The following is a 24330-nucleotide window of genomic DNA, read 5'->3' on the forward strand; positions in this document are numbered from 1 at the left end:
GTGGCCGGCCGCACCGCCCCCGGTCCGGCCCGCCGTACCGCCCCCGCCGGGGCCCGCGCGGCCCACCCGGTCGGCCTGGCGGCGCTGCTGGTGGCGTTGCTGGCCGGGCTGGTCGTGTCGATCGGCGCGGCCGTCACCGTCGGTCCGGCCGACATTCCCGTGTCGACGGTCTGGTCGGTCGTGGCCGACCGCCTGGGGCTCCCGCACGCCGAGGTGCCGCTGCTGCGCGAGCACATCGTCTGGCGGCTGCGCCTGCCCCGGGTGCTCGGGGCCGCCGCGGTGGGGGGCGGGCTGGCCGCCGCCGGCGCCGTGATGCAGACCGTCACCCGCAATCCGCTGGCCGACCCGTACCTGCTCGGGGTCTCCTCCGGGGCGTCGCTCGGCGCGGTCGCGGTCCTCGTCCTGGGCTTCGGCGGCGGGGTCGCCGCGCTCACCGGGGGCGCCTTCGCCGGGGCGCTGGCCGCGTTCGTGGTCGTCGCCGCGGTGGCCGGCCGACAGGCCGCCCTGGCCCCCACCAGGGTGGTGCTGGCGGGCGTGGCCGTCGCGCAGCTCTGCGGGGCGGCGACCTCGTTCGTCATCATCTGGGTCGCCGACCCGCACGCCACCCAGAGCATCACCTTCTGGCTCTCCGGCTCGTTGGCCCGCGTCGACTGGGCCGCCCTGGCCTGGGCCGCGCCGGTCCTGGCCGCCGTGCTCGCCCTGGTGGCGGCGTACGCCCGCACGCTCAACGCGTTCGCCTTCGGCGAGGACGCCGCGGCGAGCCTCGGCGTCCCCGTCACCCGGGTCCGATGGCTGCTGCTGGTCGCCACCGCGCTGCTCACCGCGGCGCTGGTCGCCGTCAGCGGCGCGGTGGGCTTCGTCGGGCTGATCCTGCCGCACGCCGCCCGGTTCCTCACCGGGGCGGACCACCGGCGCCTGCTGCCCGTCGTCGTCCTCGCCGGTGCGATCTTCCTGGTCTGGGTGGACACCGCCGCGCGGACCCTCTTCGCGCCCCGGGAACTGCCGGTCGGCGTGCTGACGGCCCTGCTCGGCGTGCCCGCCTTCGTGGTGCTGCTGCACCGGCGGAAGGTGCGTGGCTGATGCTCACCGTCACCGGCGTCTCCTGGTCCGTCGCGGCCCGGCGGATCCTCGACGACGTCACCTGCGCGGTGCCGCCGAGCAGCCTCGTCGGGCTGCTCGGCCCCAACGGCTGCGGCAAGACCACCCTGCTGCGGATCGTCGCCCGGCTCGCCGCGCCGGACACGGGGCTGGTCACGGTCGACGGCGACGACGTCGCCACCCTGCCCCGGGCCACGCTGGCCCGCCGTGCCGCGCTGCTCGCCCAGCACGCCGACACGGACCTGGACCTCACCGTCGGCGAGGTGGTGCTGCTTGGCCGTACGCCCCATCGCGGCTCGCGCTGGTCCGACAGCGCCGCCGACCGGGCCGCCGCGGCGGACGCGCTGGCCCGGGTGGACCTGGACGGGTACGCCGACCGCCGCTGGCGCACCCTCTCCGGCGGCGAGCGGCAGCGGGTGCAGCTGGCCCGCGCCCTGGCCCAGCAACCGCTGCTGCTGTTGCTCGACGAGCCCACCAACCACCTCGACATCGGCCACCAGTTGCACCTGCTGCACCTGGTCCGCCGCTCCGGGGTCACCACCCTGGCCGCGCTGCACGACCTCAACCTGGCCGCCATGTTCTGCGACGCGGTGGTCGTCCTGGCCGCCGGGCGGGTCGTCGCCGCCGGCACGCCCGCCGAGGTCCTCACGCCCGGGCTGCTCGCCGACGTCTACGGGGTGCGGGCCGACGTCGGGGCGCACCCGGCCACCGGAGGGCCCGCCATCACCTACCACCCGCCCGCGCCATGACCGTCGCACCCGGGTGCCTCGTCACCGTCTGCCGCGACTGCTGCTGCGGCAGCACCCGCAAGCACCCGTCCGTCGACCACGACGCGCAGCTGCGGCGGCTGCGCGCCGGGCTGCCTCCACCGCACCGGGTACGGATCAGCGCCTGCCTCGACCTCTGCGCGCAGTCCAACCTGGTCGTCGTGCATCCCACCCCGGCGGCACGCCGCGCCGGCGCGCGGCCGGTCTGGTTCGGCCTGGTCCTGGACGACGCCGTCGTCGACGACATCGCCGGATGGGTCCGGGCCGGCGGGCCGGGCGTGGCGCCGCTGCCCGCCGCGCTGGAGCTGTCGGTGGTCGCGCCGGCGTTCGACCCCGGCCGGTGAGGCGGCCTCAGGCGGTCCCCGCCGCACCGGCCCGACCGTCGCCGGTCCCCGCCGCACCGGCCCGACCGTCGCCGGTCGTCGCCGCCGGGCCGCCGTCACCGGTCGGGCCGCCGTCACCGGTCGGGCCGTTGCCCACCCGGCCGTCGTCGGCGCGGCCGGGGGCGGTGGGATCGGCGCGGCCGGCGGCGGCGAGGAAGGCGTTGTAGCGGGCCAGGTCGTCCGGCTCGCCGCTGGCCTCGGCGCGCGCGGCGGCCCGGTCGAGGCGGGCCTGTTCCCGCCGGTCGGCGCGGATCCACTGGCGGACCAGCACGACCAGGACGACCGCGGCGGGGATCTCCCCGAACGCCCAGGCGATGCCCGCGCCCAGCTTCTGGTCCTCGATCAGCGACGACGCCCAGTCGGGGTGGACGGCGACGTACCAGTCCGGGGCGATGAGGGTGGTGGTCTGCATCAGCACGAGGCCGAAGAAGCCGTGCGCCATCATCGACGCGAGGTGGATGATCACCAGGAGGGGGTGGGCGAGCCTCGGCCGGCCCAGGTCGATCCCGATGAGCACCCAGAACAGCAGGTACCCGGCCACCACGAAGTGGGTGAGCATGGCCAGGTGGCCGAGGTGGGAGCGCATCAGCGTGCCGAGCAGGTCGCTCAGGTAGAGGCCGAAGAGGCTGCCGGCGTAGATGCCCAGCGCGACCAGGGGGTGGGTGAGCAGCCTCGCTGGTCGGCTGTGCAGCGCCAGCAGCAGCCACTCCCGGGCGCCGCGGACCTGCGGGTCGGCGGGGCGACGCAGGGCGCGCAGCGCGAGGGTGACCGGGGCGCCGCCGACGAGCAGGATCGGCACCAGCATCGACAGCACCATGTGCTGCACCATGTGGGCGCTGAACAGCACGTACGCGTAGCGGGCCACGCCCAGGTTGGTGACGGCGGCCAGCAGCAGCAGGCCGGCCGACCAGCTCGCGGTCCGGGCGACCGGCCAGCGGTGGCCGGCCCGGTGCAGCCGCCACACCCCGGCCAGGTAGCCACCGATGCCGAGGACGGTGAGGGTCAGGAAGAACATGTCCGGCAGTGGCTGGCCGACCAGCCGTTCCGGGGTCGGCGCGGCGGGCATCGGGAAGCCGAGCAGCTCGGTGATCGGATCGGCGTCGAGCGGGTCCTGCGTCACCGGGGTGGGGCTGCGGGACAACGCCACCGCCAGCCCGACGGTGGCGGCGAACACGACCAGCTCGCCGGCGGCCAGCCGGGCGAACGCACCGCGTCGGCCCGCGCGCAGGGCCGGCAGGGTCCGCGACCGGTGCACGGCGCCCAGGGTGCCCAGCACCGCCAGGGCGACGAGCTTGCCGAGGACCAGCCAGCCGTACCGGGACTGCCAGAGCTCGGCCACGTCGCCGAGGCGTACGGCGGCGTTGGCCGACCCGCTCACCGCGACGGCCACGAAACAGCCCAGGGCGAGGCGGCCGTACCGGTCGGCGGCGTCGGCCAGCTGTCGGCTGCGGCGGACCATCAGCAGCGCCACCAGCCCGCCGACCCAGAGGGCGGCGGCCAGCACGTGCAGGGCGAGGCTGGACACCGCGATCTGGTGGTTGCCCGCCCCGGCGGCGTGCCCGGTGAACGCCGGCGGCAGCACCCCGACCAGCGCGATCGACGCCGCCGCGGCGGCGAGCCCGCGCGACACCCCCACCCGGGCCAGCACCGCCACCGCCAGCGCCAGCCCCGCCTGGAGCAGCAGCGCCTGCCCCTGCGAGATCGAGGTGGCGAAGCTGACCACGGTGGCGGCGCCGAGCCCGTCCACGGGGACGCCGAGCAGGTCCGACACCGTCAGCACGATCAGCGCCACCGCGGCCACCGCCCAGGCCGTGGCCGCCGCGCCCGCGCGGCGCAGCAGCAGCCAGCCGTACGCCGAGACGCTCCGCCCGTCGCCGGGCAGCAGGAACGCCGCCGTCACCGCCATCCCGACCGTCAGGGTCGCGAGGCCGTCGGCGAGCAGCCGGACCACGGGCAGCGCCCACGCCGTGACCGGCCCCGGATTCGGCAGCCCGGGGATCGCGACCGCGACCGCGTCGCCGGCACGCAGGCCGAGCAGGAGCACGGCCACCGCCGACGCCACGGCCGCGACGGGCACGAGCCACGCGCCACGGCCCCGCGCGCCGGGACGGCCGCCGGCGCCGGGCGGGCCCCCGGCGGGTACGGCGTCGCCCACCGCCGTCGCCGCCACGGAGTCGGCACCCGGGAGCCGGGCGGGGTGGGCAGGGCGGGAAGTGGTGTCTGGCACGTCGGTGTCCCTTGGTGTTCGGGGCGGGGCGGCGGTTCGCGACCCGGTGGTGCGGCGGTTCGCGACGCGGTGGTGCGGCGCCGGGGTGTCGAGGTCGGGGTGCTGCCGGTCAGTGGGTCTCGCGGCGCCGACGCAGCAGCAGCGTGGCCCCGCCGAGGACGGCCACCAGGACCCCGGCGGCCACCAGCGCGGCGGCGCCCGTCCCGAAGCCGCCGGAGCCGGTCGCGGGAGCGGCGGCGGGGCCGGCCGACCCGGTGGAGGCGGCGGTGGGGCCGGCCGATCCGGTGGCCGGCGGGGCGGCGGTCGCCCCGGCAGCGGCGTCGCCGCCGACGACGGTGAACCGGTACGAGCCCTGCACGGGATGCCCGTCGGCGGAGACGATCCGGTAGGCGACGGTGTAGGTGCCCTCGCCCAGCGTCTCGTCGACCGTCACCGTCCCCTTCGTCCCGTCGACGGTGGGCGCACCGGTGGGGACCTTCCCCCGGTCGGCGTCGGTCAGCGCGATGGTGGTGAAGGTCGGGTCGAGCCGCTGCGCGAACTCCAGCGTGACCCGCGTCGGCGGCGTCGTCAGGCGCTCGCCGTCGGCGGGGCTGGCGGCCCGCAGCGTGTTGTGCGCGGCGGCGGGGGCGGCCGGTACGAGCAGCAGCGCGGCGGCGGCCAGCGCGGCGGCGACGAGGGCCGCGGCGGTCGGGTGGCGGAACCGGGTGTGCATGTCTGGTGCTTCTCCTGGTCGGTGGTGGTCGGCCGGGCAACTGGGGGCCGAGGAGGTGCCGAGGGGGACGGGTGGTTCCGGTCAGGCCGCGCGGCGGTCGGAGACGTGCGCGGAGCCGGGGTACGGCGACGGGAGCAGCCGCAGGCCCGGCGACTCCGTGGGCTCGTCGGCGGGCAGGCTCCAGCGGGGTTCGTCCGGACGGCTGCGCCGGGTCGGGCCGTCGGGGCGCAGCCCCGGGCGGGACAGGGCGACGACGATGACGTAGCCCGCGAGCAGGAAGCCGTGGCTGACCAGCCGGGCGGTGTCCACCCGCCCGGTCAGCAGGTCGTTGACCGACAGCAGCGCGAGCATGCCGACGAAGGCGCTCAACGTCGGCACCAGCCCGGTCGGTCGTGTGCGCCGGGCCGCGACGAACAGGAAGCCCGCGCCCACGGCGACGTTCCACGCCGCCGACTCGTGCCACAGGTGCCCCGACATCAGCCCGCCGGCCGCCGCGTGCGCGTGTGCGCTCGCCGTGCCGCGTCCGACCTGCGCCAGGCCCAGCACGAGTTGCAGCGCCCCGACCAGACCCAGGACCGCCCGCAGGGTGAGCACGACCCGCTCCCGCCGGCGGCGCGGGGCCGGCGTGGGCAACGTGCCGAGGATGACGTCGGTGAGGTCGTCACCGGAGACGGCCACCGAGAGCCGGGCCCGGCGGGTCACCGCCGTGGCCTGGTCGTACCACGCCCGGCAGCCGCCGCAGCCGGTCAGGTGGGCCGCCACCGCCGTCCGCTCGGCGGCGGTCTCCTCCCCGTCCAACTGCGCCGACAGCACCTCGCGCCACTGCTCGCACCCCATGTACCGGTAGTCGGCCCGGACGCGTCGTTGGTTCCCGCGCAGTTTGGTGGACCGTCGCCTTCCCGCAGGTCAGCGCGGGGAGTGCCGCTCAGCCCGTGGCGGTGCCGCCCCGGCGCGCGTCTGGCCCGGACCAGCTGCGCACGGCGGCGACCAGATCCTCCCGGGCCCGGGCCACCCGGGAACGGATGGTGCCCACCGGGCAGCCGCACACCTCCGCCGCCTCGGCGTAGGACAGGCCGAGGACCTGGGTGGCGACGAACGCCTCCCGCCGGTCCCTGGGCAGCGCCGCGATGAGGCGTTCGAGCACGACCCGCCGGTCGAAGCCGCTGTGCGTCGGGTCGGGGACGTCGTACCCGTCCGGCATCGGCACCGTGCGCGGCCGTGACGTCACGGTGCGGACGTGGTCCGCCGCGACCCGGCGGGCGATGGTGAGCAGCCACGTGCGCGTCGAGGAGCGTCCGGCGTACGACGGCAACGACCGCATCGCCCGCAGGAAGGTCTCCTGGGCCAGGTCGTCGGCCTCGCGGGGCGCGACCATCGCGGCGAGGAAGCGCCGGACCTGCTGCTGCGTCGCCCGGACGAAGCAGGCGGCGGCGGTCGGGTCACCCCGGCCGGCGGCCAGCGCCCACGCGGTCAGCTCCGCGTCGTCGGCCATCCGGCACCTCCGTGTCGGGCCGCCGGAGGGCGGGTGCCCGACGACAAGCACGACAGGTCGTAGTAGTGACTGGCCGGTAGCGTACCGCAGGCGGCCCGGTGCCGGCCGGCCCTCGGCGCCACCCCGCCCGGGTGCCCGGTGCCCGTCGCCGGCGGCTGTCTAGCATGGTTGGCCCCCCACCCGACCGTCGAAGCAGGCAGCCCATGACCGCTACGGTTTTCGAGAACGCCCTGATCCACACGCTCGACCCCGCCCGTCCACGCGCCGAGGCCATGCTGGTGCGCGGCGAGCGGATCGTCGCCGTCGGAAGCCTCGACGAGTGCCGCGACCGGGCCGGCGGCGGGGCGCGCCGGGTCGACCTCGGCGGGATGACCGTGCTGCCCGGGCTGATCGACAGCCACCTCCACTCGGCGCTCTACGTACGCGGCCTGGAGCAGGTGGACCTGCGTGGCACGACCAGCCTCGACGAGGCGTTGACGCGGATCGGGCGGCACGCCGCCACCCTGGCGCCCGACGCCTGGCTCTTCGGCGGGCGCTGGGACAGCCACAAGTGGGACCGGCCGGTGCAACCGACCCGGGCCGACCTGGACCGCGTCTGCCCGGACCGGCCCGCCGTGCTGCCCAGCATCGACGGGCACACCACCTGGGTCAACACCGCCGCCCTCCGGCGGCTCGGCATCGACGCCGACACCCCCGACCCGGTCGGCGGGCAGATCGCCCGCGACGAACGCGGCGAGCCGACCGGCATCCTGCGGGAGGCGGCCGGGGACGCGGCCTACGACGTCCTGCGCTCCTCGCTCGCCGGTGACCTGGTCGCGCAGTTGCGCACCCACCTGCCCCGGCTGCTCTCCGTCGGCCTGACCAGCATCCACGACCTCGACGGGCAGGACTGCCGGGCCGCCTACGAGACCCTGTACGCCCGGGGCGAGCTGCCGCTGCGGGTGCACAAGTCGATCCCGTCGACCGCGTTGGACGAGGTGATCGACCTCGGCTGGGCGACCGGCGACGGGAACCGCTGGCTGAGCACCGGCCCGGTCAAGATCTTCACCGACGGGGCGCTCGGCTCGCACACCTGCCTGATGACCGAGCCGTACGACGGGGAGCCGCACAACCACGGCATCGCGGTCACCCCGGCGGAGGAGTTCGAGCGGCTGGTGGCGAAGGCGGCCGGCGCCGGCATCGCCGTCGCGGCGCACGCCATCGGCGACGCCGCGAACCAGATGGTGCTGCGGGCGTACGCCAACTGGCAGGAGTCGGCGCGCACCAACCCGACCGTCGCCGGGGCGGTACGGCGGCTGCGGCACCGGATCGAACACACCCAGCACCTGCGGCCTGCGGACGTGCCGCTGCTCGCCCGGCTGGGCGTGACCGCCTCGATGCAGCCCACCCACTGCACCAGCGACATCCCCCTGACCAGCAGGATGCTCGCTGGCCGGGACCTCGCCTCGTACGCCTGGCAGAGCCTGCTGGACGCCGGCGCGACGGTGGCGTTCGGCTCGGACGCCCCGGTGGAGGACCCGGACCCGTTCTTCGGCATCCACGCCGCGGTGACCCGGCAGCAGCCCGACGGCACCCCGCCGGGCGGCGTGGACCCGCACGAGCGGGTCAGTCTCGACACGGCGCTGCGCTGCTTCACCGAGGCCGGCGCGTACGCCTCCTACGAGGAGCACCTGAAGGGGCGGCTGACCCCCGGCATGCTCGCGGACTTCATCGCGCTGCCCACCGACCCGTACCAGGTCGAGCCGGCGGACCTGCGCGACCTCACGGTGGCGCTCACCGTGGTCGGCGGGGTCGTGCGCTGGCAGCGCTGACCGCCGCCGCGGCGACCTCCCGGGGCGCGCGGCAGACGGCCAGCGCGGCGCGCCCCGGCCCGGCGGGCATGACGAACACGGCGACGTCGCGCGGCGCGGGCACGCGGGCGATCGCGCGCACCTCGCGGCGCCGCCTGGTCCAGGTCAGCAGGGGTACGGCGGCGAGGGCCGTCCGGGTCGACACCAGCGCCCTGTTCCGCATCGTCCCACCCATCCGTAATCCTCGATCTGGCGCGTCGGCCGTCGCGCTCGGGGAGCGGGCCGTCCGCCCTGCTCACCAGGGTGGCAAGGGTGTCCGGAGGGTGGGCGATCGCCTCCTGATCATGATAGGGAGGAGGTACGCGAGGAACAGGGGGCGGCCATGCGGTTCGAACGTACGGTGATGGCCGGGATCGGTGTCTGCCAGCGCTTCACGACGGCGAAGGGCCAGCGGGCCGCCGTCATCTCGCACGTCAACGGCCAGCGTGACCTGGTCGTCTACCACCCGAAGGACCCGGACACCGCGCTGCACACCCTGGTGCTGGCCAGGAGCGAGGCGTAGGCCGTGGCGACCGTGCTGGACGAGGCGGTGACGGTGGACCACGTCGCCGAGCTCGAGCGACGGCTGCCCGGGGTCTCCGTCGTGCGGATACCCGTCAGCGCGGGCTCGCCGGCCGACGGGCGGCCCCTCGCCGACACCGGCCTGGCCGGGCAGCCCCTGGCGCTGCTCGCGGTCGTCCGTGACGGCACGGTCGTGCCGACCCCCGGCGACGGGTACGTCCTGCACGTCGGTGACGAGGTCGTGGTCGCGGGCGCCGAGGCCGCCACGTCGGCCGCCGCTGACCTCCTCGCGGGGGGCTGACGAGCGGGGCGTTCGCGGCGTCCAGGTCCGCCCCGCCGTCCGGTCGGTATCGCCCGAGATGCGGATCCGCTCCTTACCGGTTAGGGTTGGCTAACCGGCTGTCGAGCTCTGGGGAGGGTATGTGCTGGTTCTGGTGGCGGTCCACGCACTCGCAGCCGTGATCGCCCCGGGACTGATACGTATCTGGGGGCGACGGGCCCTCTACCTGGTGGCCCTGGCCCCCGCGGCGACCCTGGTCTGGGCGCTGACCCGGACCGGAACGGTCCGCTCCGGCACCCCGGTCGTCGAGACGGTCACCTGGGTTCCCCAGCTCGGCCTGGAGATCGCCCTGCGCATGGGCACCCTGGCCTGGCTGATGGTGGTGCTCGTCGGCGGGGTCGGGGCGCTCGTGCTCGCCTACAGCGCCCGCTACTTCCGCTCCGACGACCCGGGCCTGGGCCGCTTCGCGGCGGTCTTCGTCGCCTTCGCCGGGGCGATGCTCGGCCTCGTGGTCTCCGACGACCTGCTGCTGCTCTACGTGTTCTGGGAGCTGACGACCGTCCTCTCCTACCTGCTGATCGGCAGCGACCCGACCCGGCGGGCCAGCCGGCGGGCGGCCATGCAGGCACTGCTGGTGACCACCCTCGGCGGCCTGGCGATGCTCGCCGGGTTCGTCATGCTCGGCCAGCACGCCGGCACCTACCGCTGGTCGGAGATCGCCACGGACCTGCCCGGCGGCGGCTACCTGGCCGTGGCCCTGGTGCTGATCCTGCTCGGCGCGCTGAGCAAGTCGGCGATCTTCCCCTTCAGCTTCTGGCTGCCCGGCGCGATGGCCGCGCCCACCCCGGTCAGCGCCTACCTGCACGCCGCGGCGATGGTCAAGGCCGGCGTCTTCCTCGTCGCGCTGATGGGACCGGCCGTGGCCGGGGTCACGCCGTGGCGGCCGGTGCTGCTCGTCGGCGGGCTGATCACCATGTTCCTCGGCGGCTGGGCGGCGCTGCGGCAGGTCGACCTGAAGCTGCTGCTGGCCTACGGCACGGTCAGCCAGCTCGGCCTGCTGATGGTGGTCCTCGGCGCCGGCACCCGCGACACCGCGCTGGCCGGCGTGGCGATGGTGCTGGCCCACGCGCTGTTCAAGTCCACCCTGTTCCTCGTCGTCGGCGTCGTCGACCACGTCGCCGGCACCCGCGACCTGCGCGAACTCAGCGGCCTCGGGCGGCGGGCGCCGGCGCTCGCGGCGGTGGCCGGCCTCGCGGCGGCCTCCATGGCCGGCCTCCCGCCGCTGGCCGGATTCGTCGCCAAGGAGGCGGCGGTCGAGGCGTTCCTGCACGGCGGCACCGCCGACCTGGCGGTGCTCGCCGGCGTGGTGCTCGGCTCGGCGCTGACCGTGGCGTACACGCTGCGCTTCGTCTGGGGCGCCTTCGCCACCAAAGGCGACGTCCCCACCACCCAGGCCCGGCCGGTCCGGTGGCCCTTCCTCGCGCCGGCCGTCGTGCTCGCCGCCGCAGGCCTGGCGGCGGGGCTCTTCGCGCCCGCCGTCGACGAGGTCCTCGCCCCGTACGCGGACCTCTACCCGAGCGCCGAGCCCGGCTACCACCTCGCGCTGTGGCACGGGCCGACCCCGGCGCTGGGCCTGTCGGCGCTGGCGGTCGCCGCCGGCGTCGGACTGTTCCTCCTGCGGCACCGGGGGCGGCTGGGCCCGGCGGCCCGGCTGCCCTTCGACGGGGCCGCGGTCTACGACCGGCTCATCGGCGGGGTGGACCGACTGGCGGTGGAGCTGACCGGCGCCACCCAGCGCGGATCCCTCCCGTTCTACCTCGGCGTCATCCTGCTGGTGTTGATCGCCTTGCCGGGTGGGGCGCTGCTGGCCGGGCTGCCCTGGCCGCAGCGGTTCCAGCTGTGGGACACCCCGTTGCAGGCCGTCGCCGCCGCGGTGGTGATCGTGGCCGCCGTGGCCGCCGCCCGCGCCCGGCGCCGACTGACCGCGATGATCCTCGTCGGCGTCGCCGGCTACGGCACCGCGCTGCTGTTCATCCTGCACGGCGCCCCGGACCTGGCGCTGACCCAGTTCCTGGTGGAGACCGTCACGATCGTCATGTTCGTGCTGGTCCTGCGCCACCTCCCGGCCAAGTTCTCCGAGCGGCCCATCCGGGCCAGCCGGCGCGGTCGCGTCGCGCTCGGCGTCGCCGTGGGCGTGGTCACCGCCGGCATGGCGTACGTCGCGGCGGGAGCGCGGGTGGCCACCCCGATCTCCGTCGACTTCCCCGACGAGGCCGTCTCCTACGGCGGCGGCAGGAACATCGTCAACGTGACCCTGGTGGACATCCGGGCCTGGGACACCATGGGCGAGATCGCCGTCCTGGTGGTGGCCGCCACGGGCGTGGCAAGCCTCATCTTCCGCCACTCCCGGGACCTCGACCTGCGCCGGGGCATCCCCGGCGTCGGCCGCACCGAGTCGGCGCGGCCACGCTGGCTCACCACCGGCGCCACCACCCGCCAGCAGTCGGTCATCCTCCAGGTCGTCACCCGGCTGCTGTTCCACGCCATCGTGCTCTTCTCGATCTACCTGCTCTTCTCCGGGCACAACGCCCCCGGCGGCGGCTTCGCCGCCGGACTGGTCGCCGGGCTCGCACTGGCCGTGCGCTACCTGGCGGGCGGGCGTACCGAGCTCAACGGGGCCGCCCCGGTCGACGCCGGCGCGGTGCTCGGCGCCGGGCTGTTCGTCGCGGTCGGCACGGGCGTCGCCGCGATGCTGCTGGGCGGCGAGTTCCTGCAGAGCGCCCTGCTGGACCTCCACCTGCCGGTCCTCGGCCACGTCCACTTCGTCACGTCGGTCTTCTTCGACGTCGGCGTCTACCTCATCGTGGTCGGCCTGGTCCTGGACATCCTGCGCAGCCTGGGCGCGGAGATGGACCGCCAGCAGGAGACCGACCAATCCGAGACCGAACAGGCCGACGACCGGGCGAAGGAGCTGGTGTGAACCCGAACCTGACCTACGTCCTCGTGGTCGGCGTCCTCTTCGCCGCCGGGGTGACGCTGCTGCTGGAACGCAGCCTCACCCGGGTGCTGATGGGCGTCATCCTGCTCGGCAACGGCGCCAACCTGCTGCTGCTCACCGGCGGCAGGGCCGGCGGGCCGCCGATCGTCGGCACCACCGCCGAGGGGGACATGAGCGACCCGCTGCCCCAGGCCATGGTGCTGACCGCGATCGTCATCACCCTCGGCATGACCGCGTTCCTGCTCGCCCTGGCGTACCGCAGCTGGCACCTCAACGGGCACGACGAGGTGCAGGACGACGTCGAGGACCGCCGCATCATGGAGCTGGCCGACCGGGACGAGGGACCGGGCACCGACGACCCCGACACCGGTGACGGCGAGAGCGAACCGGCCGCCGCGCCCGACGACGACCGGACGGCGAGCCCGGCCGGGAACGCGGGGAGGGGCCGATGACCTGGCTCGTACCCCTGCCGGTGGTGATGCCGCTGCTCGGCGCGGCCCTGACGCTGCTGCTCGTCGGCCGGCCCCGCGCCCAGCGCCGGGTCAGCCTCACCGTCCTCACCGCCACCGTGGTCGTGGCGGCCACGCTGCTGGTCCGCTCCTCCGTCGACGGGCCGCTGGTCGTCGAGGTCGGCGGCTGGGTCGCGCCGCTGGGCATCGTCCTGGTCGCCGACCAGCTCGCCGCGCTGATGCTCGTCGTCTCCGCCGCCGTCACCCTCTGCGTGCTGGTCTACTCGATCGGGCAGGGCACGGCCGACGGCAACGAGGAGACCCCGCTGTCGGTCTACCACCCGACCTACCTCGTGCTGACCGCCGGCGTGTGCAACGCGTTCCTCTCCGGCGACCTGTTCAACCTCTACGTCGGCTTCGAGATCCTGCTGGTGGCCAGCTACGTGCTGCTGACCCTGGGCAGCACGGAGACCCGGATCCGGGCCGGCACCACGTACGTCGTGGTCAGCCTGCTGTCGTCGCTGATCTTCCTGATCGCGATCGGCCTGGTCTACGCGGCGACCGGCACGCTCAACCTGGCCCAGCTCGTCGACCGGCTCGACGCGCTGCCGGACGACCTGCGGCTGGTCCTGCAGGGGATGCTGCTGCTCGCCTTCGGCATCAAGGCGGCCGTGTTCCCGCTGTCGGCCTGGCTGCCGGACAGCTACCCGACCGCCCCCGCCCCGGTCACCGCGGTCTTCGCCGGCCTGCTCACCAAGGTCGGCGTGTACGCGATCATCCGCACCGAGACGCTGCTGTTCCCCGGCGGCCGCACCGCCGACCTGCTGCTGGTGGTGGCGGCGCTGACCATGGTGGTGGGCATCCTCGGCGCGGTCGCCCAGTCCGACGTCAAACGGCTGCTGTCGTTCACCCTCATCAGCCACATCGGTTACATGCTCTTCGGCGTCGGCCTGAGCAGCTCCCTCGGGCTCTCCGCGGCGATCTTCTACGTGGTGCACCACATCACCATCCAGACGACCCTGTTCCTCGCCGCCGGCCTGGTCGAACGCCGTGGCGGGAGCACCGCCCTGGACCGGCTCGGCGGGCTGGCCCGACTGTCGCCGCTGCTGGCCGTGCTGTTCTTCGTACCCGCGCTCAACCTCGCCGGGATCCCACCGTTCTCCGGCTTCCTCGGCAAGCTCGGCCTCGTCCAGGCCGGCGTGGACGACGGCGGCCCGCTGGCCTGGACGCTCGTCGCCGGCGGGCTGCTCACCAGCCTGCTCACCCTCTACGCCATCGCCCGCGTGTGGAACCTGGCCTTCTGGCGTGCCCCGCACCCGGACATGCCCGACGCCGGCGACACCGCCCACGCCGCCCGCACCGGCGGCGCCGAGCAGCCGCACCGGGAACGGGACCCCGAGGCGTCGGGCGTCGTGCTGCCCCGGCTGATGATCGGGTCGACCGCCGCCCTGGTGGCGCTCGGCCTGGCGCTGACGGTGGTGGCCGGGCCGCTGTTCGACATCAGCACCGACGCCGCCGACGACCTGCTGCGCCGGACCCCGTACGTCGAGGCCGTGTTCCCGGACGGTGCCCCGTGACCGGCGACCCGACGCCCCCCACCGGGCCGGCGAACCCGCCGCTGACCCGCAAGGCCCGCCGGCGCAACCGGATCGTCGCCGTGACCGGGCTGACCGGCGTCTGGGTGCTGCTGTGGGGCACCCTCTCCTGGGCCAACCTGATCAGCGGGCTGGTGCTCTCCTTCGTACTGCTGGCGGTGTTCCCGCTGCCGCCGGTGACCTTCGCCGGTCGAATCCGCCCGGTGCCGCTCGCGCGGTTCTGGGTGCGTTTCCTGCGGGACCTCGTGGTCGCCTCCGCCCAGATCGCCTGGCTGGCGGTGCGGTTCGGGCACCCCCCGCTCAGCGCGATCATCGCCGTGCCGCTGCGGGTCAACACCGACCTCAACCTCACGCTGACCGCCGAGGCGCTGTCCCTGGTGCCCGGCAGCCTCATCATCGAGGCCGACCGGACGACCGGCACCCTCTACGTGCACGTCATCGGCGTCCGCAGCCGCGACGAGGTCGAGCGGTTCCGGCAGGGCGTGCTGGACCTCGAAGCGCGGATCGTCGCCGCCATCGGCTCGCCCGACGAGCTGCGCCGCGTGACGCAACCCCACCCCGCCGGCCCGCCGGAGCCGGCCCACCCGGAAGGGGCACCCGCATGACCGTCGTCGCCGTGACCGTCGCCGCGCTGCTCGCCGTGGCCGTCGGCCTGACCCTCGTCCGCATCATCCGCGGACCGTCCATCCTCGACCGCGCCGTCGCCACCGACGTCCTGCTCGCCGTCGTCGTCGCCGCCATCGCCACCGAGGCCGCCTACAGCCGCGACGCCACCGCGCTGCCCGTGCTGGTCGTCCTCGCCATCCTCGGGTTCGTCGGCTCGGTCAGCGTCGCCCGCTTCGCCGCCCGGAGGAACGACAAGTGACGCTCGACGCCGTCCTCGACGTCACCGCCGCGGTCTGCCTGATCGCCGGCGCGCTGCTCTGCGTCGCCGCCGGGGCGGCGCTGCTGCGCTTCCCCGACCTGCTCGCCCGGATGCACGCGGCGGCCAAGCCCCAGGTGCTCGGCCTGCTGCTCGTGCTGCTCGGCTGCGCGCTGCGCCTGCGCACCGGCGTGGACATCACCACCCTCGTCCTCGTCGGCGCCTTCCAGCTCGCCACCGCGCCCGTCGCGGCGCACATGGTGGGCCGGGCCGGCTACCCGCACGACGAGATCCGCCGCGACCTGCTGATCACCGACGAACTCGCGCCCCACCTGGACCGGATCAGCTCCGGCCGGTCCTGACCGGCGCCCCCGGCCGGCGTCCGCAGGGGGGCGGCGGGCCCGGGCGGACGTACGGTCGCCTCCCGTGCCCCCCGCGCGGCGGGCTGCACCCGGCGGCGGCTCTCTGGCAACCTGCTGGGGGCCCGTCGACCGGAACGACGGTGCCATCCCCCGAAGCCGGCAGCGACGTGGACCACCGGAGGCCGAACGATGGACGGAGCACCGGCGCAGTACGCCGATGCGTGGGGCACGGACCGCACGCGCCAGAACGCCGCCTACACGGCCCTGATGGAGGCGACGAGCGAGCCGGTGCCCTGGGCCGACGACGTCTGGGACGACCTCGTCGGCCACCTGAGCGACGCCGACAACCACAACCGGGCCATCGCCGCGCAGCTCCTGTGCAACCTCGCCGCACGCCACCCGTCGGAGCGGATCCTGCGCGACCTGGACGCGCTGGTGGCGGTCAGCAGGGACGAGCGGTTCGTCACCGCCCGCCACGCCCTCCGGTCTCTGTGGAAGATCGGCCTGGCCGGGGAGAGCCAGCGCCACGCCGTCGTGGCGGCCCTGGCCCGGCGGTACCGGGAAGCCGCCGACGAGAAGAACGGCACCCTGGTGCGCAGCGACATCGTCGAAGGGCTGCGGCACCTCCACGACGCCGTCGGCGATCCGGCCGTCGAGCGGACGGCACGGGAGTTGATCGACGCGGAGGCCGACCCGAAGTACCAGCGCAAGTACCGCGGGCACTGGCGGTGACGGGGCGCCCACCCGCGGAGACCGTCGAGGCGCGGACGCGTACCCGGGCTCCGTGACCGGTGCGCCCGGCCGCGAGAATGCCGACCCGGGCCGCCACGCCCTGGCCCAGCTCGTCGCGAGCGCGCCGCCGAGGCTCCGACGACCCGAACCGACCCGCTCCTACCGGGTGGAGCACCCCGAACATGCCCGTACGGCGACGTGCCAGCCGCGAGCATGGGCGACATGGGGCTTCGGGACGGTCAGGGGCGGAACCTGCTGGAACGGCGCGAGGACGTGCGGCAGGCGAACTTCCTGGAGCTGTTCGTCGACCTGGTGCTGGTGTTCGCCCTGTCCGGCGTGGTGAGCCGCGTCGTGCGGGACATCACCAGCGGCGATCCACTCGTCCGGTGGCGTTCCCTGGCGTACCTGCTGGTGCTGGCGCTGCCGGTGATCTGGGTGTGGATCACCACCGCGCACATCACCAGCTGGTTCGACCCCCGGCGCGGCAAGATCCAGTTGGTGGTGCTGGCCAGCGCGTTCGGTCTGCTGATCATGGCCTCGTCGCTGCCCTACGCGTTCGGGGGCCGCGGCCTGGCGTTCGTGCTGCCGTACGTGATCCTGCACTGCGCCCGGCCGCTGATCCTCCTGCCCCTCCTGCGCGGGCACATCCTGCGCGGACTCTACGTCCGGTCGATGCTGTGGTGCGCGGTCGGCGCGGTGCTCTGGTTCGGGGGTGCGGCGGTCAGCGGCTGGCCTCGCGCCGCCCTGTGGGGCGTCGCCGTGACCGTGGACATCGTCGTCGCTCAGCTGCGCTGGCCGGTGCCCGGCATGGCCCGGCCACCTGTCAGCGCCTGGGCGGTGCACAGCGGCCACCACCTGCCCCACCGTTACCAGCAGCTCCTGATGATCGCCCTCGGCGAGACCATCCTCGTCGTGGGCATCACCCTCACCGACCTGCCGGTCACCCCGGCGACGTCGGCGGCGCTCGTGGTGGCGTTCCTGACCACGGTGCTGCTGTGGCGGATCTACTTCTACCGCTCCGGGCAGGTCATCGCCGACGCCGTCGCCGGCGCCGGTGACCGGCTGGCCGCCGGCCAGGCCACCGGCATCGCCCATGTCGTCATGGTGATCGGCATCGTCGCCACCGCCGTCGGCTACGAGCTCGCGCTCAAACACCCGGGTGGCCGGCCGGAACCGGTGTGGCTCGCGGTGATCCTCGGCGGGCCGGCGCTGTTCCTCTACGGCCGCATCCGGCTGGAGCGTGTCGTGTTCGACCGGCTGTCGATCCGGCGGATCGTGGCCATCGCGATCCTGGCCGCCGCAGCCGTACCCCTCCTCCTCGCCCCACCGCTGGCCGCCTCGGCCGTGGCCGCGCTGGTCCTGCTGGGCGTCGCCCTCGCCGACGCCTCCCACGCCGCCGGTCGCCCGCCGGAGGCGCCGTCACCGGCGCACTGACCGACCCGTGCCCGTACCGGCGCGGGCGGCACCGCGATCAGATGATGGCCGTGCGGAGCTGGTCTTCGGCGCCTCACCGGAGCCCGTCCTCGGCGCTTCGCCGGCGAACGGGGGCTGCGGTCGACCTCGGCATAGCATCGATAAACTTGCATGTCTTGGTTGATCTCGTGTATGAAGGCTGCAAGCACGTCTGGGTGCTGGTTCCTGGGGAGGAGCGACGATGAAACATGCCCTACGCCGCCTGCGAACGGCGGCGGTCGCACTCGGCGCCTGCACGCTCGGGCTGAGTCTGATGTCGATACCCGCTGCCGAGGCGTCCGCGGTCCAACCTCTCGCACCGCAGTCCCAGCGGGCACCCGAGGCGGACCAGTTCCACGCGGAGGGCGTCACCACGGTCGGCGAGCTCCGCACCGTCGAGGGCGCGCTCTCCGCCGCCGGCGACGGCCGGACGCAGATCATCCGGCATCCCGGCGCGTCGTACGTCAAGGTGCACTTCAGCTCGCTGCGCCTGGCCCACGGCGACTACGTCACGGTGTCGAGCCCCGACGGCCGGGAGAGCTACCGGTACGACCGCTACCTGAACCGGGCGACCGGCTCGGACTACACCACCGACGGGCAGCCGGGCTTCTGGGCGATGTCGGTGGACGGCGACACCGCGGTGGTGACGCTGCACAGTAGCCGCGCCGCGCGCGGCAACGTCGCGACCATCGACCGGTTCTGGCGCGGCTACGACCGCACCGAGATCGCGCAGCACAATCTCTCCACGCAGTCCGTCTGCAGCACCGACGCCCGCCGCGACGTGGTCTGCTACCAGAACAGCCACCCCACGGAGTACGCCCGCGGCAGGGCCGTGGCGCGGCTGCTGATCAGCGGCGGTGGCATGTGCACCACCTGGCGGGTCGGCAACACCAACCGCATGCTGACCAACAAGCACTGCTTCTCCACGCAGTCCGCCGTCAGCGGCAGCGAGATGCAGTTCAACTACCAGTGCGCCACCTGCGGCGGCGCGAACCCCGGCGCCGGCACCAAGGTGAGCGGCGCCACCCTCTACAAGGTGAGCAGCGGTGGGTCCGGCGAACTGGACTACACCCTGTACTCGGTGAACAACTTCACCAGCATCCAGAGCTTCGGCACGCTGTACCTGGCGACGACCGCCACCAGCACCGGCACGCGGATGTACATCCCGGGCCACGGCGACGGCAGCCCGAAGCGACTGTCGATCTTCGAGGACACCCAGAACGGCGCGACGTGCACCGTCAAGAACGCGAACTACAACAGCTGGAACATCAGCTACAGCTGTGACACCTCCGGCGGCAACTCTGGCTCGCCCGTGCTGAACGCCAGCCACCGGGTGATCGCCCTGCACCACCTCGGCGGCTGCCCGTCGAACCAGGGCGCGAAGGCGCACCTGATCTACAGCCAGATCGCCAGCCTGATCGACAACAACGGCTGACGACGGCTGACAACGGCGGGCCGCCGGAGCGCGATCGCGCGCTCCGGCGGCCCTTCGGCATCCTGCACCTGTGCAACTACAGGCAACGCTGGTGTGGGTAGCCGTGCGTTGATGTGCTGAGCTCGTGCCGTGGGTACCGACATGGAGAGCATCGCTCTGCCGTTGGGCGCCGATCCGGTACGGGCCATTCGTGCCGACCCCGTGCTGTGGGAGTTGGCCAGCGAGCAGCCGCCGTTCTGTCGGCCGTGGGCCGGCGAAACCCTGCCGGACATCAGCCGGGAGCTTCTCGCCGTGCTACCGGCCGGAGCCGGCTGGGTCCACAGCTTCGGTGACCGCTCGTTCGAGCAGGCCGAATATCTGCTCGACCCGAAGGGCCACCGCGCGACTCGCACGTGGGAGGAGCGTGAGCGCTCGATGGCCTACCGCATCGTCCACGGCGATGAGGTCTTCGCCGAACATGCCACCAGCGGGCAGGGCTTCCGGTGGCGGTGCTCGGCGACGGCGTTCCTCGCCGCGGCCGTCGAACGGATCGACAGGCTGGACGTCGTCGCGGTCCGGCGCGACTTCTCCGTCGTCGAGATGAGCGAACTCGGGGTGTACAAGGTGCACGCTGAGGAGGAGGACGACCAGGCGTTCGCCCGCGTGCTGGCCGGACTTCGGGCGTTCGCCGACCACTGCCGTACGGTCGTCGAGCGAAAGCTGGATCTGATCATCACCCAGTACTGACTGCGTGGGACTGCCGGCGGCCCAGGCGTCGGACGCGACCCGGCACGCTTCTCCGTACGGGTGCGTGGCTGGCCCCGGGCGCGGGATGGTGTGGACGAGTGGCTGGTTGCGACGGGTGGACCCGCCGTGGGAGGGCGAAGAACGAGTTGGCCGCGCACGCCTGGTGTCCGGCGAGGCTCGGCGGCGACCCGGTGGCCCTTCGGGTTCCGGTCGCCGACGTTTTCGCCACGCGGCCCGCGCACGGCGCCGCCGTGGCGCTACGCCTTGTCGGGTACGACCCCGCTCGTCGTCTGCGCGCCGGTCGGCCTCGACGACCTGCTCAGCGGGGGTATGGCGGCGTGGTCAGACCAGGGTCAACCCGAAAGCCTCCCGGCAACGACTCGCTCTCCACCGTCCCGCCGAACGCTGGCCCGGGATCCGCGTCGTGATCTGTGGGCGCCCGAAGCCGCCGAGGCTGATTCCTGCGGGCCAGCAGCTCCGCCCGATGGGGTGGTGGAGACGTCATCATCTTGGCTGATTTGCGCGGTGTGTGCTCTCCACCGGTGCCACTTGGCCAATGATCATGGTCGTCGGCGCGCTCCGTGTGGTCCACGTAGGGTCGTCGCCCGGCCCGGACAAGGCAGGTCAACGCAGGCCACTCCCTGCCACCCCGTGTCAGCCCGGAGGTCGCGAGACTGACGACTCGCGCCCTCGTAGCTCAGGGGATAGAGCATCGGTTTCCTAAGACGACGCTCTATCTGTATCCAGAGGCTTACTACCTGCGGGTTCCTATTCCGTCTTCACGTTAGCGGGTCGCACACGCGCATTGCTGTGCTCGCTTGCCGAAGATCAGCAGAACAGGCGTAAGTCCTGCTCAGGCCATGTTTCGGTTGGTTCGACGTGTCCTTGCCGAGATCCGGCGAAGCTGCCGCGCCGCGTCAGTCTACGGTGCCGCAAGAGCTTGGGCCAGCAGCGCGGCGAGTTTGGCTGCGCGTGCTGGGTGGTGATGACCGACCCAGAGAACTCGTCCGATGAGGTATTGAGCGAAATCGGGGTGGCCCGTCCGGTTCTGTATGGCGAGGCCGGTGCGGGCAGCGTTGTGGAGGATGGCGCGGAGCCGGTCGTATTCGTCGCGTGGTGTGGCGGGGTGTTGGTTGACGACGAGTCCGGCGAGAAGTTGCCGGTCGGCGCGCCCGCGGATGCGGGTCTTACCTGGGTGGGCTTGGAAGCCCTCGTCGCGGGCGATGTCGGTGACGGCGGTGATCAGGTCGTGGATTCGGCGGGTGGTGAGGTCGCCGGAGAAGGCGAGGTCGTCGGCGTACCGGGTGTAGGTGATCTCGAAGGCGTCGGCGAGGCCGGTGAGGCGTCGGTCGAGTCGGTAGGCGCACAGGTTGGCCAGTGCGGGTGAGGTGGGCGCGCCTTGGGGCAGGTGGCCGGTTCGCAGCGTGGCGAGCCGCGTCGCCCGGTGCGGCAGGTGGGCTGGTGCGCGGCGGAGGACGGGGTGTGGGGTGCGGGTGGTGCAGAGTCCGGTGAGGGTGTGGGCGACGGGTTCGGGGTAGCCGGCGGCGCGGAGCAGACCGTAGACGCGGGTGGCGGGGATGTGGGTGAAGAAGGCGAGCAGGTCGATCCGGACGACGACCGGCTGCGCGGTGTGGGCGGCGGCGAAGGTGTGCGCGGAGCGGCCGGGTACGAAGCCGTGCGCGGCGGTGTGGACCGGGATGGGGCCGAGTATTTCGGCGAGGAGCCGGCGTTGCAGGGCGCGGAGCCGAGACTTCGGTGCCTCGATCAGCCGACCGTGGTCGGTCCACCGGTAGTGGTAGTGGTGCAGCCGGTGGGCGGTGGCGCGCCGGTTCATGGCGCGTCGGTCGGCGTACCAGTCGAGGTGCTCGATGCTCAGGTCGAGCATCGCGGCCAGGTCGCCGACGGTGTCGATGACGGGGGTGCGCCAGGGACGGCGGACGGTGCGGGTCGGCGTCACGGGCCGCGCGCGGATGACGATCGGCCGCTGGTGCTGGCGGGCGGCGGCGACTGCCGCGCGGAGCGGGTCGAGGGTGCTCAGGAACGTGGCCAGTTCGCGTGGCCGGTCGGTGGGTGGGTGCGGGTAGGCGGCCAGCACCGCGTCGGCGACCGGCCGCAGCCATCGCCGCCGGACCCCGAGGACGAGCCCACCCTGGCCGACGAGATCGGCGCGGCGCCAGCCCTCGCCGGCGAGGAACGCGTCGGCGAGCGCGGTGGCCAGGGCGTGGATGGTGGTCACGGGCAGGCCGGTAGGGGTGGCAGCGTGTCCCGACGATGCCCGGTCGTACGGGTGCACAGGCTCGCGGAGCGTGCCGACGCACCTGTGGTGTGGTGCCGAGGTGAGTGTCGCGTCCCCGGGGTTGCCCCGGAGAGACCATGACCGGACCCCGCGTGGGGGAGCGGCCTGGTCAGCTCGGGACACGCTGCCATGGGAGCAGCGTAGAGAACGGGGACCGTCATGGGTGTCCGCGATGCGCGTGGCGCGGTGGAGAGAACCGTGCAGGGCTGGGTCTCGCTGTCGTGGGACAACGGGCGTGCCGGCCGGAGTGCGTCGCGACCGTACGGCGCTGTTGATCGGTCGGTAGGCGGTACCGGTGTCGGGTCGATGTCGGCGCGGCCCTCGCCGTGCCTGCTGGGGCACGCCGGTGACCCTGACGACGTCCGACCAGAGAATCTAGGCTGGAACGACTAGACATCCTCGGCGCTGTGGAATACTCTTCTTCGAGTCGAGAGAGAAGATCTGTCAAGACGCAGACGGGCCGCCCGGCCGTGAGGTCACGACGGACGGCAAGAAGCGGGATTCGTTTCCGCCAGAACGGCAGTAGGAGTACGTCAGCCCCAACGTGTGATGCGCGATGGGGCGCGCAGGTGGGGCCAAGGCTTGCTCAGGGCTCCAGCTGATGTTCGCCGCACGTGTCGGGGCCATGAAGTCGCGTGGGCTCCGGCGCCGGCAAACCGTACGACCGCAAGGGTAAGAAGACGCAGAGGAAAGGGAGGGCCGTACACCGTTGGATCGCCCGCCAGTAGCCGTCATTCCAGGCTCGGCGGACACCGCAGTTTCCATCGAACGAGAGGTGGTCTCCGGTCACGCATATGCGATCCTCGCACTCGAAGCCGTCAGTTGCGGCTGGTGCGGATACGACAAGCCGACGTTCCTGTCGGTAGATGGTGTTCTGACCCGTAACCCTGGGCCCCGGCGCGTAAGCGCCGGGGCCCTCGACGTGGAGGTGACATGGGGCGAAACCCCGATGACATGTTCGGCGACGAGAACACTCCGGCCTACACCATCGGTCAGGCCGCGGAGATGCTCGGCACCACGCAGGACTTCCTGCGCCGCCTGGACGAGGCGAAACTGATCAACCCGCACCGCTCTGCCGGCGGGCACCGCCGCTACTCCCGCTACCAGTTGCGTCTGGCCGCCCGGGCCCGGGAGATGGTGGATCAGGGCACCGCCCTGGAAGCCGCCTGCCGGATCATCATCTTGGAAGACCAACTCGAGGAAGCCCTCCGGCAGAACGAGAAGCAGTAGCGGGGGCCAGCGGCGGCAGTCTGTGGCAGCACCACGACCTGCTGACCTGCCAGGTCAGCGACAACGGGCCCGGGCGAGATCGGCGAACGCGGCCTCGAACGCGTCGTCGGTATCGACCCGGACCGGGTTGGGCACCGACCAGTGCAGCCGGCCCGGACCAGCCCGCCGAGTTCCTCGTGGGCGTTGTCGCAGACGGCGATGACCAGGTCGTCGTCGCGCACGATGTCGGCGACATGGGAGGTGGCGGTCGGGTCCAGGGCCCAGCCCGTGCCGGTGGGCCATGGCGACGGCGCGCGGATGAACCCGCTCGGCGGGTTTCGTGCCGGCGGACGCCGCCGCGGTGTGGGGCCGCTCGGACCACAGAGCGGCGGCAAGCTGCGAGCGGGCGGGGTTGCGGGTACAGACGAACACCACCCGACCGACGCCGGTCAGCGGCGCCGGGGTCAGTGTGGCGAGGGCTTCGGGTCGCAGTCGCAGGTAGGTGCGGCGGCGGTCGCCCTCGGACCGGCCACGGACCACGAGGCCGGCCTCGGCGAGGACCTTGACGTGGTGGGCGACCAGGTTCGTCGGCATCCCCAGGTCTTGGGCGATCTCGCCGGGAGCGGCGTCGCCCAGGGTGAGCGCGTCCACGGTCGCCAGGCGCGCCGGGTCGCCGAGCGCGGCGTGGATCCGGGCGCGCCTCCGCAGGAAAGCAAGCTCAGTGGCCAGGTCCGCTCACCGACGTGGGATCGACGACGGATCATGTGCTACGGTAGCTGAGTTGCAGTTTTGATTTCCGTAGACGTTTTCCGGCGCCTGATGGGGCATCTGAAACCCATCCAGGCGCTTTTCGTTTTTCGTGTCGTTTCGACGCGGGTGATCAACGCGGCGGCGTAAGGGTCCG

The 24330-nt window shown here is 73.6% G+C and carries 24 protein-coding genes; 17 read left to right on the top strand and 7 right to left on the bottom strand.

Features of this window, described 5'->3' with window-relative positions:
* Genes AB0G13_RS16905 through AB0G13_RS16915 form a run of 3 tightly spaced genes read left to right on the top strand, consistent with a single transcriptional unit; the run spans position 1 to position 2209 of the window.
* Complete coding sequence (locus AB0G13_RS16905) at positions 1–1080, top strand: iron chelate uptake ABC transporter family permease subunit (protein WP_357875046.1); 1080 nt, start codon at positions 1–3, stop codon at positions 1078–1080.
* Positions 1080–1847, top strand: coding sequence for an ABC transporter ATP-binding protein (locus AB0G13_RS16910; protein WP_357875049.1), 768 nt, complete (start codon positions 1080–1082; stop codon positions 1845–1847). The genes AB0G13_RS16905 and AB0G13_RS16910 overlap by 1 nt, the downstream gene beginning before the upstream one ends.
* Complete coding sequence (locus AB0G13_RS16915; RefSeq protein WP_357875052.1) at positions 1844–2209, top strand: hypothetical protein; 366 nt, start codon at positions 1844–1846, stop codon at positions 2207–2209. Before AB0G13_RS16910 ends, AB0G13_RS16915 begins: the two co-directional genes overlap by 4 nt.
* 7 nt (positions 2210–2216) lie before the next feature.
* Here the strand turns inward: AB0G13_RS16915 and AB0G13_RS16920 are convergent, their stop codons facing one another.
* From AB0G13_RS16920 to AB0G13_RS16935, 4 genes are all read right to left on the bottom strand, one after another.
* The gene (locus AB0G13_RS16920; protein WP_357875054.1) at positions 2217–4475 is read right to left on the bottom strand and encodes a bifunctional copper resistance protein CopD/cytochrome c oxidase assembly protein; all 2259 of its coding nucleotides are present in this window, start codon (positions 4473–4475) and stop codon (positions 2217–2219) included.
* A gap of 109 nt (positions 4476–4584) precedes the next feature.
* Positions 4585–5187: a copper resistance CopC family protein gene (locus tag AB0G13_RS16925; RefSeq protein WP_357875057.1), complete on the bottom strand. Its 603-nt coding sequence runs from the start codon at positions 5185–5187 to the stop codon at positions 4585–4587.
* A gap of 81 nt (positions 5188–5268) precedes the next feature.
* Entirely contained in the window at positions 5269–6024 is a 756-nt protein-coding gene (locus AB0G13_RS16930) for a zf-HC2 domain-containing protein (RefSeq protein ID WP_357875060.1), read from the bottom strand.
* An 88-nt stretch (positions 6025–6112) separates the two neighbouring features.
* Positions 6113–6679: a sigma-70 family RNA polymerase sigma factor gene (locus tag AB0G13_RS16935; protein WP_357875063.1), complete on the bottom strand. Its 567-nt coding sequence runs from the start codon at positions 6677–6679 to the stop codon at positions 6113–6115.
* Between the two features lie 203 nt (positions 6680–6882).
* On the opposite strand from AB0G13_RS16935, the gene AB0G13_RS16940 reads away from it, so the two are divergent.
* A complete protein-coding gene (locus AB0G13_RS16940) occupies positions 6883–8490 on the top strand; it encodes an amidohydrolase (RefSeq protein ID WP_357875067.1) in 1608 nt (535 codons plus the stop codon).
* Here the strand turns inward: AB0G13_RS16940 and AB0G13_RS16945 are convergent.
* Positions 8453–8704, bottom strand: a complete 252-nt coding sequence (locus tag AB0G13_RS16945) for a hypothetical protein (protein ID WP_357875070.1) — start codon at positions 8702–8704, stop codon at positions 8453–8455. The genes AB0G13_RS16940 and AB0G13_RS16945 overlap by 38 nt on opposite strands.
* A gap of 147 nt (positions 8705–8851) precedes the next feature.
* Here AB0G13_RS16945 and AB0G13_RS16950 point away from each other — a divergent pair, with 147 nt between their 5' ends.
* From AB0G13_RS16950 to AB0G13_RS17005, 12 genes are all read left to right on the top strand, one after another.
* Positions 8852–9031: a potassium transporter TrkA gene (locus AB0G13_RS16950; RefSeq protein ID WP_357875073.1), complete on the top strand. Its 180-nt coding sequence runs from the start codon at positions 8852–8854 to the stop codon at positions 9029–9031.
* 3 nt (positions 9032–9034) lie between these two features.
* The gene (locus AB0G13_RS16955) at positions 9035–9331 is read left to right on the top strand and encodes a TrkA C-terminal domain-containing protein (protein ID WP_357875076.1); all 297 of its coding nucleotides are present in this window, start codon (positions 9035–9037) and stop codon (positions 9329–9331) included.
* Between the two features lie 121 nt (positions 9332–9452).
* Positions 9453–12290, top strand: a complete 2838-nt coding sequence (locus AB0G13_RS16960; protein WP_357875079.1) for a Na+/H+ antiporter subunit A — start codon at positions 9453–9455, stop codon at positions 12288–12290.
* Positions 12287–12760 (top strand): Na(+)/H(+) antiporter subunit C, encoded by a 474-nt coding sequence (locus AB0G13_RS16965; protein ID WP_357875082.1) that lies wholly within the window; start codon positions 12287–12289, stop codon positions 12758–12760. The genes AB0G13_RS16960 and AB0G13_RS16965 overlap by 4 nt, the downstream gene beginning before the upstream one ends.
* Positions 12757–14334: a Na+/H+ antiporter subunit D gene (locus AB0G13_RS16970; protein ID WP_357875085.1), complete on the top strand. Its 1578-nt coding sequence runs from the start codon at positions 12757–12759 to the stop codon at positions 14332–14334. The genes AB0G13_RS16965 and AB0G13_RS16970 overlap by 4 nt, the downstream gene beginning before the upstream one ends.
* Positions 14331–14957: a Na+/H+ antiporter subunit E gene (locus AB0G13_RS16975; RefSeq protein WP_357875088.1), complete on the top strand. Its 627-nt coding sequence runs from the start codon at positions 14331–14333 to the stop codon at positions 14955–14957. Before AB0G13_RS16970 ends, AB0G13_RS16975 begins: the two co-directional genes overlap by 4 nt.
* Entirely contained in the window at positions 14954–15217 is a 264-nt protein-coding gene (locus tag AB0G13_RS16980) for a monovalent cation/H+ antiporter complex subunit F (RefSeq protein ID WP_089002241.1), read from the top strand. The genes AB0G13_RS16975 and AB0G13_RS16980 overlap by 4 nt, the downstream gene beginning before the upstream one ends.
* Positions 15214–15576 (top strand): monovalent cation/H(+) antiporter subunit G, encoded by a 363-nt coding sequence (mnhG, locus tag AB0G13_RS16985; protein WP_089002240.1) that lies wholly within the window; start codon positions 15214–15216, stop codon positions 15574–15576. The genes AB0G13_RS16980 and mnhG overlap by 4 nt, the downstream gene beginning before the upstream one ends.
* Positions 15577–15765: 189 nt before the next feature.
* Positions 15766–16308, top strand: coding sequence for a hypothetical protein (locus tag AB0G13_RS16990; protein WP_357875091.1), 543 nt, complete (start codon positions 15766–15768; stop codon positions 16306–16308).
* A gap of 222 nt (positions 16309–16530) precedes the next feature.
* Positions 16531–17742 (top strand): low temperature requirement protein A, encoded by a 1212-nt coding sequence (locus tag AB0G13_RS16995; protein ID WP_357875094.1) that lies wholly within the window; start codon positions 16531–16533, stop codon positions 17740–17742.
* A 220-nt stretch (positions 17743–17962) separates the two neighbouring features.
* Complete coding sequence (locus tag AB0G13_RS17000) at positions 17963–19195, top strand: serine protease (RefSeq protein WP_357875097.1); 1233 nt, start codon at positions 17963–17965, stop codon at positions 19193–19195.
* Positions 19196–19336: 141 nt separating this feature from the next.
* Positions 19337–19921, top strand: a complete 585-nt coding sequence (locus AB0G13_RS17005) for a hypothetical protein (RefSeq protein WP_357875100.1) — start codon at positions 19337–19339, stop codon at positions 19919–19921.
* A 922-nt stretch (positions 19922–20843) separates the two neighbouring features.
* Here AB0G13_RS17005 and AB0G13_RS17010 read toward each other — a convergent pair.
* The gene (locus tag AB0G13_RS17010; RefSeq protein WP_357875103.1) at positions 20844–22157 is read right to left on the bottom strand and encodes a reverse transcriptase family protein; all 1314 of its coding nucleotides are present in this window, start codon (positions 22155–22157) and stop codon (positions 20844–20846) included.
* 993 nt (positions 22158–23150) lie between these two features.
* On the opposite strand from AB0G13_RS17010, the gene AB0G13_RS17015 reads away from it, so the two are divergent.
* Positions 23151–23447, top strand: a complete 297-nt coding sequence (locus AB0G13_RS17015) for a helix-turn-helix domain-containing protein (protein ID WP_043326983.1) — start codon at positions 23151–23153, stop codon at positions 23445–23447.
* 54 nt (positions 23448–23501) lie between these two features.
* Here AB0G13_RS17015 and AB0G13_RS17020 read toward each other — a convergent pair whose 3' ends face one another.
* A complete protein-coding gene (locus tag AB0G13_RS17020) occupies positions 23502–24155 on the bottom strand; it encodes a helix-turn-helix domain-containing protein (RefSeq protein ID WP_357875126.1) in 654 nt (217 codons plus the stop codon).
* Between the last annotated feature and the right edge of the window lie 175 nt (positions 24156–24330).

Origin of the sequence: Micromonospora sp. NPDC023633 (assembly GCF_040640035.1) — a bacterium.
In the GTDB taxonomy this organism is placed as follows: Bacteria; Actinomycetota; Actinomycetes; order Mycobacteriales; family Micromonosporaceae; genus Micromonospora.

What these genes read in the sequence shown, in the direction of transcription:
- AB0G13_RS16910 (WP_357875049.1), top strand. Translation starts at nt 1,080, where the DNA reads ATGCTCACCGTCACCGGCGTCTCCTGGTCCGTCGCGGCCCGGCGGATC.
- AB0G13_RS16915 (WP_357875052.1), top strand. Translation starts at nt 1,844, where the DNA reads ATGACCGTCGCACCCGGGTGCCTCGTCACCGTCTGCCGCGACTGCTGC.
- AB0G13_RS16925 (WP_357875057.1), bottom strand. Translation starts at nt 5,187, where the DNA reads ATGCACACCCGGTTCCGCCACCCGACCGCCGCGGCCCTCGTCGCCGCC.
- AB0G13_RS16930 (WP_357875060.1), bottom strand. Translation starts at nt 6,024, where the DNA reads ATGGGGTGCGAGCAGTGGCGCGAGGTGCTGTCGGCGCAGTTGGACGGG.
- AB0G13_RS16935 (WP_357875063.1), bottom strand. Translation starts at nt 6,679, where the DNA reads ATGGCCGACGACGCGGAGCTGACCGCGTGGGCGCTGGCCGCCGGCCGG.
- AB0G13_RS16940 (WP_357875067.1), top strand. Translation starts at nt 6,883, where the DNA reads ATGACCGCTACGGTTTTCGAGAACGCCCTGATCCACACGCTCGACCCC.
- AB0G13_RS16945 (WP_357875070.1), bottom strand. Translation starts at nt 8,704, where the DNA reads ATGGGTGGGACGATGCGGAACAGGGCGCTGGTGTCGACCCGGACGGCC.
- AB0G13_RS16950 (WP_357875073.1), top strand. Translation starts at nt 8,852, where the DNA reads ATGCGGTTCGAACGTACGGTGATGGCCGGGATCGGTGTCTGCCAGCGC.
- AB0G13_RS16970 (WP_357875085.1), top strand. Translation starts at nt 12,757, where the DNA reads ATGACCTGGCTCGTACCCCTGCCGGTGGTGATGCCGCTGCTCGGCGCG.
- AB0G13_RS16980 (WP_089002241.1), top strand. Translation starts at nt 14,954, where the DNA reads ATGACCGTCGTCGCCGTGACCGTCGCCGCGCTGCTCGCCGTGGCCGTC.
- AB0G13_RS16990 (WP_357875091.1), top strand. Translation starts at nt 15,766, where the DNA reads ATGGACGGAGCACCGGCGCAGTACGCCGATGCGTGGGGCACGGACCGC.
- AB0G13_RS16995 (WP_357875094.1), top strand. Translation starts at nt 16,531, where the DNA reads ATGGGGCTTCGGGACGGTCAGGGGCGGAACCTGCTGGAACGGCGCGAG.
- AB0G13_RS17000 (WP_357875097.1), top strand. Translation starts at nt 17,963, where the DNA reads ATGAAACATGCCCTACGCCGCCTGCGAACGGCGGCGGTCGCACTCGGC.
- AB0G13_RS17005 (WP_357875100.1), top strand. Translation starts at nt 19,337, where the DNA reads ATGGAGAGCATCGCTCTGCCGTTGGGCGCCGATCCGGTACGGGCCATT.
- AB0G13_RS17015 (WP_043326983.1), top strand. Translation starts at nt 23,151, where the DNA reads ATGGGGCGAAACCCCGATGACATGTTCGGCGACGAGAACACTCCGGCC.